The 11,811-nt window shown below is 51.1% G+C and carries 14 protein-coding genes; 5 read left to right on the top strand and 9 right to left on the bottom strand.

The features are described from left to right. Positions 1-2: 2 nt before the first annotated feature. Genes KGA69_RS04290 through KGA69_RS04280 form a run of 3 tightly spaced genes read right to left on the bottom strand, consistent with a single transcriptional unit; the run spans position 3 to position 3,889 of the window. Positions 3-2,546, bottom strand: a complete 2,544-nt coding sequence (locus KGA69_RS04290) for a fimbria/pilus outer membrane usher protein (RefSeq protein WP_213292858.1) — start codon at positions 2,544-2,546, stop codon at positions 3-5. Positions 2,547-2,581: 35 nt separating this feature from the next. Beyond that, complete coding sequence (locus KGA69_RS04285; protein WP_213292857.1) at positions 2,582-3,268, bottom strand: fimbrial biogenesis chaperone; 687 nt, start codon at positions 3,266-3,268, stop codon at positions 2,582-2,584. A gap of 57 nt (positions 3,269-3,325) precedes the next feature. After that, positions 3,326-3,889, bottom strand: a complete 564-nt coding sequence (locus tag KGA69_RS04280) for a fimbrial protein (protein ID WP_045396419.1) — start codon at positions 3,887-3,889, stop codon at positions 3,326-3,328. 500 nt (positions 3,890-4,389) lie between these two features. Between KGA69_RS04280 and KGA69_RS04275 the strand changes: the two genes are divergently transcribed. Then, positions 4,390-4,947 carry a winged helix-turn-helix domain-containing protein gene (locus KGA69_RS04275; RefSeq protein WP_045396416.1) on the top strand — a complete coding sequence of 186 codons (558 nt, stop codon included), beginning with the start codon at positions 4,390-4,392 and terminating at the stop codon, positions 4,945-4,947. 164 nt (positions 4,948-5,111) lie between these two features. On the opposite strand, the gene epmB is transcribed toward KGA69_RS04275, so the two are convergent. Next, positions 5,112-6,143 carry an EF-P beta-lysylation protein EpmB gene (gene epmB, locus KGA69_RS04270; RefSeq protein ID WP_045396412.1) on the bottom strand — a complete coding sequence of 344 codons (1,032 nt, stop codon included), beginning with the start codon at positions 6,141-6,143 and terminating at the stop codon, positions 5,112-5,114. A 42-nt stretch (positions 6,144-6,185) separates the two neighbouring features. Between epmB and efp the strand changes: the two genes are divergently transcribed. From efp to sugE, 4 genes are all read left to right on the top strand, one after another. After that, positions 6,186-6,752, top strand: a complete 567-nt coding sequence (gene efp, locus KGA69_RS04265; protein WP_003855940.1) for an elongation factor P — start codon at positions 6,186-6,188, stop codon at positions 6,750-6,752. A gap of 64 nt (positions 6,753-6,816) precedes the next feature. Beyond that, positions 6,817-6,948 (top strand): entericidin A/B family lipoprotein, encoded by a 132-nt coding sequence (locus KGA69_RS04260; RefSeq protein WP_047066041.1) that lies wholly within the window; start codon positions 6,817-6,819, stop codon positions 6,946-6,948. 151 nt (positions 6,949-7,099) lie between these two features. After that, on the top strand, positions 7,100-7,246 hold the full coding sequence (gene ecnB / locus KGA69_RS04255; RefSeq protein WP_015368653.1) for a lipoprotein toxin entericidin B: 147 nt from the start codon (positions 7,100-7,102) through the stop codon (positions 7,244-7,246). A 138-nt stretch (positions 7,247-7,384) separates the two neighbouring features. Beyond that, positions 7,385-7,702: a quaternary ammonium compound efflux SMR transporter SugE gene (gene sugE / locus KGA69_RS04250; protein WP_045380130.1), complete on the top strand. Its 318-nt coding sequence runs from the start codon at positions 7,385-7,387 to the stop codon at positions 7,700-7,702. On the opposite strand, the gene KGA69_RS04245 is transcribed toward sugE, so the two are convergent. The 5 genes from KGA69_RS04245 to frdA form a co-directional block, all read right to left on the bottom strand. Then, positions 7,699-8,229, bottom strand: a complete 531-nt coding sequence (locus tag KGA69_RS04245; RefSeq protein WP_047046300.1) for a lipocalin family protein — start codon at positions 8,227-8,229, stop codon at positions 7,699-7,701. The genes sugE and KGA69_RS04245 overlap by 4 nt on opposite strands. A 113-nt stretch (positions 8,230-8,342) precedes the next feature. Next, positions 8,343-8,702, bottom strand: a complete 360-nt coding sequence (gene frdD / locus KGA69_RS04240; RefSeq protein WP_015368650.1) for a fumarate reductase subunit FrdD — start codon at positions 8,700-8,702, stop codon at positions 8,343-8,345. 10 nt (positions 8,703-8,712) lie between these two features. After that, the gene (frdC, locus tag KGA69_RS04235; protein ID WP_045396402.1) at positions 8,713-9,108 is read right to left on the bottom strand and encodes a fumarate reductase subunit FrdC; all 396 of its coding nucleotides are present in this window, start codon (positions 9,106-9,108) and stop codon (positions 8,713-8,715) included. Positions 9,109-9,118: 10 nt separating this feature from the next. Continuing rightward, positions 9,119-9,853 carry a fumarate reductase iron-sulfur protein gene (frdB, locus tag KGA69_RS04230; protein WP_045362546.1) on the bottom strand — a complete coding sequence of 245 codons (735 nt, stop codon included), beginning with the start codon at positions 9,851-9,853 and terminating at the stop codon, positions 9,119-9,121. Continuing rightward, on the bottom strand, positions 9,846-11,636 hold the full coding sequence (frdA, locus tag KGA69_RS04225; RefSeq protein WP_032713498.1) for a fumarate reductase (quinol) flavoprotein subunit: 1,791 nt from the start codon (positions 11,634-11,636) through the stop codon (positions 9,846-9,848). Before frdA ends, frdB begins: the two co-directional genes overlap by 8 nt. Positions 11,637-11,811 lie beyond the last annotated feature (175 nt).

Raw genomic sequence — 11,811 nt, 5'->3', positions numbered from 1 at the left:
TGCTAGCGACACACCGCTTCGACCTGGTTTAAGCCAGCGGTTTTGCCTTCCCGCGGTGGCAGCGTGAATGGAGCGTTACATTGTTGGTTAGAACTTTTTCCCCACTGCACGTTGAGCGTTCCGGTTGGCTGCAGCCCGGACATATAGACCATCCCGGCATCGCTGACGATACTGGCCTGGCTTTTCGTATCACCAGCCAGTAAGACCATAGCGCCATAAGGAACATCATTGCCGCTGACAGTTTTCAGGTGAATAAAGGCGCGCTGCCCAATCTTGCCGTCGTAGTTGGCCCGCACGATAGCGCCGCGAGTCGGCACCACGGTTTGCGTTGTTTCCGGTAGTTCCATATCATCGCCAAGCGTGGCGGTGTCGAGTGTGATATCGGTGCGACGATAAGGGGTAACATAAGGCACAATGGCATAGCCGCGATAGTCGGTTGAAATGGTGTTATCGGTGCTCAGTTTGACGTCATCCAGCCCTGGAGCCTTAACCAGTACGGCGGCATCGGTGATGTCCTGCCCTAACGTAATGCCGTCGGCGTGGGCGATAATGCTACCATTGGCACCATAATCAATGCGTTGGCTATCGCGATCGTAGCTATAACCGGCGTTAACACTTCCTTGAGAACTGTTATAAGTGGCGCGCATGTCGCCGCTGTAATATTCGCGGTTGCTGTATCCTTGCTGAATACTCCAGTCCAGACTATCGTTTTCCAGCCCGACGCCGCCGATTGCAACCGATTGATCCGTTGAGCCTGGATTGCTATTTGTGAGCTGGTAGCTGGTATAGGTGCCAGGAAGCCAGTTGCTGATCGGTAGGGTAACGGTCAGGGTTATACGCTGATCGTCCTGGGCATCTTTATTAGAGCTATTGCCGCCCCAGGTGTAGCGGCTATAGCTATAACCCAGGTAGAAGTTCACGTTTTTAAACCCACCGTTATAGCCAACGCTGATAGATTTATTGGTGCGTTTATCATCCCAATAATCCTCTACCAGACCACTAATAGAGAGGCTTCCGAGCCCTTTACCCAAGCTTTGGTTGAGTGTCAGGTTGGTTCGATTGCGTAATGAACGGGTGGTATAGCTACCGTCATTAGCATAGCTATCCAGCACCTCGGATAAAGTGTTAAATCCCTCAGTAGAGTACCGGTAGCCAGCGATGGTAATGTTGGTTCCGGTATCAAGGATGTTTTTACCGTAGCGGATTCGCCAGGACTGTCCCGAAGTCTTTTCCCGATCCTGCATTTTTGACCAGGCCTGGGTGACATCCGCTGACGCGGCGCCGAAATCGCCGAGGTTATAGCCGAGACCGGATGACAATGCCTGATAATGTGAGGCCATTTGCATCCCGCCGTAGGCCGTCAGGCTACTGGATACACCGTAGCTTATCGTTGCTTGGGTGAATGGCGTTTCATGGACACCGTCATCATATGGACGATATTTACCTGAAGTGATTTCATATTGCAGCTGGCCTTCGCGTACCATCACCGGCAGCGTGGCGAACGGCACGATGAATTCTTGCTTTGAGCCATCCGATTCTTCTACCGTAACGTATAGATCGCCGCTACCGCCGCTTGGGTACATATCGGTGATTTCAAAGGCGCCGGGCGCGACGTAGGTCTGATATACCTGGTAGCCATTCTGTTTAACGATCACCCTGGCGTTGGTTTTTGCAATCCCACGGATAATTGGCGCATAGCCGCGAAGGCTCTCCGGCAGCATGGAAGTATCCGTTGCCATTTGAATCCCGGTAAACGGTACGCTATCAAAGATGCTGGAAAGCGAGGAGCTTTCACCCATTACCAGATTACTATTAAGAGGGCGAATGCTGCGCTGCATGTACAGGTAAGCTGATTCCCAGTTGCTGGATTCACCTTTCGTTTTATTCCAGGTGCTCAAATTTCGGATACGCCATGGACCAAGATTTAAACCGGACTGGAGGTTAAGGCTATAGTATTCATCTTCTGATTCGAAATCATTCGAGCCGCTGAACTGGTAATTCATTAACAGCGCGTTAATACCTTCATCAAATTGATCTTCCGGAATAAAGCCTTGCACGACGGTGGATAATGCTGCCTGTGGTATAGAGATATTTAACCGTTGTGCAGTAAAATCGAAATCCGCTTTTGTATCCGGTATTGCTGTTAGGTTAACGCAGTTATTGGCATCTTCTTTCAGCGCTGGGAAGGATTTCACTCTGACACCATATTCCGCAAGGTCTTTAAGAGTGAAACAGGGGGCTAATTTGATATCATCACTCTTGTCGGCAGTATGACTATCAATAACAAACTTGATGGTACGGGTATCCAGATATTGGCCATTGAAGACAATATCCACCCGATAATCCCCGGGCGCCTGAGCGTTCCTGGCTTCAAAAATAGATAAATCTGGGGCGTTTGAAGGATCGCTACCATTCAATGAATTGATGAATGAGGGATCGAAGAAATCACGTGCTTGCGCTTTGTTATCCAAACCACAAAAAAACGCTGGCAACAAAGTGATGCAGAGCGTTGATAGTTTGAATAGCTCTTTATTTTTATTTTGCATAAACACATCCCTATAACGTTAATAAAAGTTCCCAATTACAACGGTGATGAATAGAGCGATCCAGCCCCACCATAATCATTAACTATTTTCCATGTCACGCTTGATGCGTTTATATTTCCCTTTAACGTTACTTCTTTTGTTTCCATCGGTGGGACCGTGTTTACTTCATTTTTTATTTCGGCACTGCCAATTTTTATTGTGTTGAAGTAATAGAAGAAAGGTGTCGGGTTTTTAATGAACAATTTATTGCCTGATTTACTCCATTGGAGTTTTGCCGCTTCCTCATTCGGTTTCATATCAAACAGCGATTTTGGCCGATACACCAGACGCATACGGTGGCGAACAGCTAGCTGAATCGTATTGTTTTTGGCGTTGGTCTCATCCGCTGGCGGGATAGCCATAACGTTGAAATAAAATACAGATTCACGATCGGTTGGCGCTGTGACATTATTGGTTGAAAACAAACGCACGGTATTTTGCTGTTTTGCTTCAAGTCGGAATAGCGGCGGAGTAGCCGTGAAAGATGGTGTTTGCCCTTTTTGTGTCTCAATCCAGGACTTAATTAAGTAAGGAATACCGTCTTTGTTCTCTATCTGGGCGGTGATTTCGCGGGCACCCTCTTTGTAGAGATAGCGAGTTGACTCAATAACGATACCGGCATGTGCAAAACCGCTAATCAATAAAAAAAAGGGAATGAGAAGTTTAAATAAGGTGCTTAACATAGCATTTCTCTAAACGGAAAAAAGGGCTCGCCAGACGGCGAGCCCTTTAAAATAGAATTAGATGGTGTAATCGATAGTAAAGGTTGCAACGCCTTTAACTGGACCTTCGGTTACAGCAGTTGTGGCATTTACTTTCACATAACCAGCATAGTAGTTCAGGGAAGTGACGGAACCGTCAGTGTAGGTTTCAGACATGGTGCTGGAACCATCGAACTTAACACGAGAACCGTCGCTTACTTTCGCGATACCGATACCGATACCAGCTGCGCCGTCGTCAGCGGTGTTGTCCAGAATGGCCGCATCGCTGCTGGTTGTACCAGTAACAGCAACAGTCAGGCCAGTTGCCGGATCGCTGCTGCCTTTGGCGCAATCAGAAACATCAAAACCAAACTTCTGGCTTTTGAAAAGGGTGTTTGCAGCCTGCGCGTTCGCTTCGCTGGTGGTAACAGAAGTCAGACGAACGATGCCGTTGTTCAGAGTACCTGTCGGGGTGACTACGCAAGAAGAGGAGGAGTCATTGACTTCACCCAGAACGGTCACTTCAGCAGTGTTAGCTGCCATTGCCTGAGCGCTCAGAACTGCAGATGCAGCAACCATAACAGCTACGATTGTTTTTTTCATTTATTTGTCCATGTATAAATACGTAATCCTTGAAATAGATATCGCTCTAATTGCTAATTATTGGTTTGTCTAATTATCCGATAATTGCCCAAGAACTACACTATCCCATCTCTGTACTCCTTGTTGTCCCTTAGGCTAATAAGCAGATGGTGGCCTGCATTTAGCTTAAGACGGGAGCACTGAGGAATCTAATTCGCCGTTAGGGAAAATGCATGTGAATTTTAATTGAATAAATTTTTTAATGTTCAAAGGAACGATTCACATTTTTATTTGAACTATAAGTGATAGCGTTGATTCGATGAATGTTGTGCGGTGTCTCTGGCTTCCATTCAGTTTAAATATCATGTTAGTCTTATCCTGGATGCAAAATCGAGACTCAATGATTGATATGTGAAGCCATCTAATAGCAGGCCTGTTCAAGGCTATTCGCTCAACATTAAAGATGGAATTTCATTAATTTCATGTTTATTTCACATAGCTAATGAAAAAGGGAAGACATTATGGCATTTAGTGAATTCATCATTAACGATGAAGTTATTTTTGATGTGAATATGAGTGAGTTGCGAACTGTTAATGAAAATGGCACTACCGTTAACTTAAATGGGCCGACCGCTCGTTGTTTATTGTTGCTAATAGAAAGTAATGGAAGGATCATTTCACGTGAGGAATTTCTGGAAACAGTCTGGAAAACAAGGGGTGTAATAGTTGCGCAAAACACCTTTTACCAAAATATATCATTGCTCAGAAAATCACTGGTAAAGGCTGGATTATCTCAGGATATCATTATTACCGTCAGACAACGCGGATTTATCCTTGCTACGGATGCAGTGATCACACCAGTGACCAAAGCGGAAGAGGTGAAAGCGAGTCCATCGGCGAATGTAGAGGATCCTGTAAGTGATAGAGAGTGCGAGGAGAGTGAAAGGTACGAAGTTATAGATACTGTAAGTGATAATCGAATCGAAAGTCGCAGAGGGACAGCATTTAAATTACCCAGATGGATTGTGGTGATGTTTATTGTTATGGTTGCAACCAATATACTTTCACTGCTTTTTTAGATGTCTTATTAGCGCATCATTTAATAGATACGCGTATATATAATTATAAATGTTAAGCAAACACTGCCTTCTGGATAACGCTGGTGAAAAATTTTATATCTATTATTTGCCAGGAAAACGCATTTGTCATTTAGGTATCTGCCGGACAGGGCCGGCAGAAAAACTTAGTTTTGTTGCTTTAAACCTAAATCCAGCGGCGTTTTACTCGGTTCGCCGCCTATTTCACGTGCCAATCTTGGCACCATATATCCGGATACCAGCGTTAATAGCTCACGCATGATGGCACGAGCTTCCTCGTCTTCTACCATGAAATGAGCCGCGCCCTGGACTTTATCGAGCACGTGCAGGTAGTAGGGCATTACCCCGGCATCGAACAGCGCATTACTGAGATTCGCCAGGGTTTGTGCATTGTCGTTAACACCGCGCAGCAGGACGCTTTGGTTGAGCAGCGTCACGCGCGCTTGCCGTAGCAGCGCCATTGCCGCCCGGAATTCCGGGCCGATCTCGTTGGCATGATTGATATGGTTAACTAACAATATCTGCAGCGAGGAGGCGCTAAAGCGAGCCGTCAGCCCTTCGGTGATCCGCGCCGGAATGACAATCGGCAAGCGGCTATGGATGCGTAACCGTTTAATATGCGGGATAGCTTCCAGTTGCGTCAGCAGCCACTCCAGTTCGTGGTCTTTCGCCATCAACGGATCGCCGCCGGAGAAAATAATCTCATCTAATTGCGGATTGGCGGCAATGTACTCCAGCGCCGCCTGCCAGTTGCGTTTATTACCCTGGTTCTCGGCATAGGGGAAGTGACGGCGGAAGCAGTAGCGGCAGTTGACCGCGCAGCCGCCTTTCACCAGCAATAGCGCCCGGTTGCTATATTTATGCAGTAGGCCGGGCACCACGCTGTGTTGCTCTTCCAGCGGATCGGTGGAAAAACCAGGAGCGGCAATAAACTCTTCTTGCGCGGTAAGTACCTGACGAAGAAGAGGATCGTGGGGATTTCCTTTCTCCATTCGTGCAATAAACGCGCGCGGCACGCGCAGCGCGAAGAGACGCTTCGCATCACGTCCCGCCAATAGGTTTGCATCTGTTTCCAGATCTAAAAGATGCAATAGTTCATCGGGACTGGTCACAACATCGGCAAGTTGCGTGATCCAATCTTCTCTGGATGGGGTATTTAGGGTTACAATATGCGCCATTTTGTGGCTTAGCTACCAAGTTAAACAATTTCAGAGGGCCTTATGGCGACTTACTATAGCAACGATTTTCGTGCTGGTCTTAAAATCATGATGGATGGCGAACCGTATGCGGTTGAAGCCAGCGAATTCGTTAAACCAGGTAAAGGTCAGGCATTCGCACGCGTTAAGCTGCGTCGCCTGCTGACCGGCACCCGTGTAGAAAAAACTTTCAAGTCCACCGACTCTGCAGAAGGCGCGGACGTTGTCGATATGAACCTGACTTACCTGTACAACGACGGTGAGTTCTGGCACTTCATGAACAACGAAACCTTCGAACAGCTGTCTGCTGATGCTAAAGCTATCGGCGACAATGCTAAATGGCTGCTGGATCAGGCTGAGTGCATCGTAACCCTGTGGAACGGTCAGCCTATCGCTGTGACCCCGCCTAACTTCGTTGAACTGGAAATCGTTGAAACCGATCCGGGTCTGAAAGGCGACACCGCAGGTACTGGCGGCAAGCCGGCGACTCTATCCACTGGCGCTGTGGTTAAAGTTCCGCTGTTCGTTCAGATTGGCGAAGTCATCAAAGTAGATACCCGCTCCGGCGAATACGTATCTCGCGTGAAGTAATTCATGCTTTGAGACGGTGGGCGCAGCCTTGCTGCTGCGCCTTCAGTTTCGCGCCAGAACTAACATGAACCAGATGCTCAAACTTCTTGCCTTGCTGCTGCTCAGCGGCGCGCTGCTTACTGGATGCAATACCGCCCGCGGTATTGGCGAGGATATCCAGGGGCTGGGGCACGCGATTTCTCACGCCGTTAGCTAGTCTCATTTCATCTGCCTTCCCTGCAATTCATTTTGCTCAGTTCACCCTGAACCTCTTTTTCTCTTAAAAAACGCGACTATCCCTTCATTCTGAATCAGTTTGGCTATGCTTATAGGGCAAGAAAACAAAAACTGTTTATAAGGATGATATTATGGTGAAAAAAACGATTGCGGCGTTCTTTACTGTTTTGGTCCTTTCCTCTGTGCTCACCGCATGTAACACCACGCGTGGTATCGGTGAAGACATCTCTGACGGCGGCAGCGCTATCTCTGGCGCGGCGACCAAAGCTCAGAATTAAACATTACCGGTACGGCCTTGCGCCGTACCGGTCTTCACATTCACGGCGCCGTTGTTTATAATCCCGGCGTTTTCAACCACCTTGCGGGACGACCCGTGAGCGTATCTCATTCGGGGACGGCCCCATTACTGGAGCCTTATGTCCTGGATCATTCTCTTTATCGCCGGTTTGCTGGAAGTCGTGTGGGCCGTCGGCCTCAAATATACCCATGGATTTAGCCGTCTGCTGCCAAGCGTGATTACTATTGCTGCTATGGTCGTCAGTATGGCGCTGCTATCGTGGGCGATGAAATCACTGCCGGTGGGTACCGCTTATGCGGTGTGGACCGGGATCGGCGCCGTTGGCGCAGCGATAACCGGCATTGTGCTGCTGGGCGAATCCGCAAGCCCGATGCGTATCGCGAGCCTGGCCTGTATTGTGATCGGCATTATCGGGCTGAAAATGAGCGCGCATTAATAGCGCTGATTAACCCAAATCAGTTTGCTTACGTCGAAGCCCTGTCGGGTGGCGATATCCAGCATCTGCTGTTTCACCTGCGGCGAAATCTTCGGCGTGCGCGCCAGTAGCCACAGGTAATCGCGATCCGGCCCGCAAACCAGCGCATGGCGGTACTCTTTATCCAGCGCAATGACGTTGTAGCCGCCATAGAAGGGGCCGAAGAAAGAGACCTTCAGCGCCGCGCGGTTGGGATCGCCGGTGAACCAGGCAACGCCGTCTGTTTTCTGCCAGATGCCGCGGTCAGGGTTATAACCTTTATTGACCACATCAATGCCGCCATCGCCGCGCAGGCTGTAAGTCGCCGTAACCTTTTCCAGCCCGCTTTCGAAATGATGATCGAAGCGGGCGATTTCATACCAGGTGCCGAGGAAGCGTTGGCTTTCAAATGGGCTGACGACGGTCACGCCAGCGGGAGGAACGGGATTGCTGCACGCAACGCTCAGCAATGACGCGATAACCACGGTTAACACTGGCAGCAGACGCATAGGTATTTTCCTTACCGCTTTTTTTCTAAGTGTAGATAGCGGCAGGAAAAAAGTAGGGTGATTTTGTCGATAAGCGAGCCCGGTAACAGATTGCTACCGGGCGAGATGTTGCATCAGATAAATAACACGCCGACCAGGGTGACGACGGTTAAAATCGCCGCCAGGCCATAGAAGACCCATTTGCCGTTCGGCACGTGGATTTTCAGGTCATGCATCGCATGGTGGATACGGTGCAGGCCGCACCACAGCGGCAGAACAATCATCAGGAAGATAAAGAGGCGACCGATGAAGCTATGGGCGAAGGCGTAAACGCGTTCGTAGCTGAAAGCATCGCCAGGCGCGAGCCCCAGCGGCAGTAGAATGCCGACCAGCAGCACCATCACCGGCGCGATAATCGCCCCCCACATACCGCCCGCGCCAAATAGCCCCCAGAACACCGGTTCATCAGAACGTTTTGGATTGGGATTAATCATATCAGCCTCCTTACCAGAACAACGCGACAAACAGGATCACGATGCTAACCAGCGCCGTAACCGCCCACAGCCCTTTAATCAGCGGCTCAGGCCCCATTTTCTCGCCTTTAACAATGATGTTGGCGGCTTTCGGCGCCAGCTCAAACCAGGTTTTGGTGTGCAGCAGCGCGGCTGCGAGGGTGATCAGGTTGAGGATCACCACAATCGGGTTTTGCAGGAAGGCCACATAGCCATCCCAGCTTTCGGCGCCGTGCTTGAGGGCGAACAAGCCGTAAATTAGCACGATGCTGAACCAGACCGTCGGCACCGCCGTCCCTTCACGCAGCATATAGAAGCGATAAAACGGCAGCTTCTTCCACCAGGTGGAGGTCATGGGCCGCACGTAGGGTTTGCGTTTAGTCGTCATAGTGCACTCCTTAGCGTGGTTTCAGGGTGGCGATCAGGAAGTCTTTCGAACTTTCTACCTTACCCTGCTGAATGGCGGCCGCCGGGTCGACATGCTTCGGACAAACTTCGGAGCAGAAGCCAACGAAAGTACAGCTCCACACGCCGTTCTGGCCGTTGAGCTGCGCCATACGTTCCTTTTTGCCGTGGTCGCGGCTGTCTTCGTTGTAACGATGGGCGAGGGTGATCGCCGCTGGGCCAATGAACTCCGGATTCAGACCAAACTGCGGACAGGCGGCATAGCACAGACCGCAGTTGATGCAGCCGGAGAACTGATGGTATTTCGCCATCTGCGCCGGAGTTTGTTTATTTGGCCCCTGATCCGGCGTGCGGTTATTTCCGATGATATACGGCTTAATCGCTTCCAGGCTTTCGATAAAGTGGGTCATATCGACCACCAGATCGCGCTCAATCGGGAAGTTGGCCAGCGCTTCGACCTTCAACCCTTTGGTATAATCGCGCAGGAAGGTTTTACAGGCCAGTTTGGGCACCTTGTTGACCATCATGCCGCAGGAGCCGCAGATCGCCATGCGGCACGACCAACGGTAGCTTAAATCCGGCGCGAGGTTATCTTTGATATAGCCCAGCGCGTCGAGCAGCGAGGTTTGTTCGTCGTAGGGGACTTCATAGAAAGCGCTGTGCGGCGCGGTGTCGACTTCCGGGTTGTAGCGCACCACTTCAACTTTCAGTTTGTTCATCTCAGCCATGGGTCGTCTCCTTCTTCTCAGCGGCTTCCGCTTCGGCGCCATAGACGCGTTTAGCAGGCGGCAGAGTGGTAATCTTCACATCGCCATACTCCAGGCGCGTGCTGCCGTCGGCCTCACGGAAGGCGAGCGTATGCTTGAGGAAATTGACGTCGTCGCGTTCAGTGCAGCCTTCATCGAGGCGCTGGTGGGCGCCGCGTGACTCTTTACGCGCGATAGCGGAGTGCGCCATACATTCGGCGACGTTGAGACCATGGCCCAGCTCAATGGTGTAGAGCAGGTCGGTATTAAACACGCTGGAGGTGTCGGTGATACGCACGCGCTTAAAGCGCTCCTGCAGCTCGGCCAGCTTATCGATGGTTTTCTGCATCAGCTCCGGCGTGCGATAGATACCGCAGCCTTCTTCCATCGACATACCCATTTCATCGCGGATTTTGGCCCAGTTTTCATTGCCCTGCTGGTTAACGAGATCTTTAAGACGGTTTTCAACGTCGTTGACCTGCGCATCCAGCGCCGCGTTGTTGGCTTCGCCCGCGGCCATTGCGCGCTGCATGGCTTGCTCACCGGCAAGGCGGCCAAAGACCACCAGCTCGGCGAGCGAGTTGGATCCCAGACGGTTGGCGCCATGGAGACCGACGGAGGAACATTCTCCGACGGCGAACAGGCCCTTGATGCGGGTTTCGCACTGTTGGTCAGTTTCGATGCCGCCCATCGTGTAGTGGGCGGTCGGGCGCACCGGAATGGGCTCTTTCACCGGATCGACGCCAACATAGGCTTTCGCCAGTTCGCAGATGAACGGTAGGCGTTCAAGCAGTTTCTTCTCGCCGAGATGACGCAGGTCGAGATAAACCACGTCGCCGCGCGGCGTCGGAATGGTGTTGCCTTTGCGCCACTCGTGCCAGAAGGCTTGAGAAACTTTATCGCGCGGGCCGAGTTCCATGTATTTGTTTTTCGGCTCGCCGAGCGGCGTTTCCGGCCCCATGCCGTAATCCTGCAGGTAGCGATAGCCGTTCTTATTCACCAGAATACCGCCTTCGCCGCGGCAGCCTTCGGTCATCAGGATCCCCGAGCCCGGCAGGCCGGTTGGGTGATACTGGACGAACTCCATGTCGCGCAGCGGGACGCCGTGGCCCAGCGCCATGCCCATGCCATCGCCGGTGACGATGCCGCCGTTGGTGTTATAGCGATAGACGCGGCCAGCGCCGCCGGTAGCCATGACGACCGCATTGGCGCGAATTTGCACCAGCGTGCCTTCCATCATATTCATTGCCACCAGGCCGCGGGCCTGGCCGTCATCGACCAGAATATCCAGCACGAAGTGCTCGTCGAAACGTTGAATTTGCGGGAACTGGAGGGAGGTCTGGAAGAGGGTATGCAGCATATGGAAGCCGGTTTTATCGGCGGCGAACCATGTACGTTCGATTTTCATCCCGCCGAAGCGGCGAACGTTGACGCTGCCGTCCGGGCGGCGGCTCCACGGGCAGCCCCACAGCTCAAGCTGGGTCATTTCCGTGGGGCAGTGGTGTACGAAATAGTCTACGACATCCTGTTCACAGAGCCAGTCGCCGCCGGCGACGGTGTCGTGAAAATGGTATTCAAAGCTATCGTGATCCTGCGCGACCGCCGCAGAACCGCCTTCGGCGGCGACGGTATGGCTACGCATTGGATAGACTTTTGAAATCAGTGCGATTTTGGCTTTTGGATTAGCCTGCGCAGCGGCGATGGCTGCGCGAAGACCTGCTCCGCCTGCGCCAATGACGACAAGATCGGCTTGAAAAGTTTGCACGACATTCCTCCAGTTTTTGTGTATTTCGCCGCCGGGCTGGCGAAAAAGTATCACTGCTCCTTTATAGGTAAATGAGTATAGCCATAGGGATGTTGGGGAAAATTGACGCGTTCGATTTTTTTATCAATCCGTGCGCTGATTTATCAATTTTATTTATGCAATTAAGTTAGCAATA

The organism is Klebsiella sp. A52 (genome assembly GCF_018388785.1).
GTDB lineage: Bacteria > Pseudomonadota > Gammaproteobacteria > Enterobacterales > Enterobacteriaceae > Klebsiella > Klebsiella aerogenes.
This window is presented reverse-complemented; position numbering and strand designations above follow the sequence as displayed.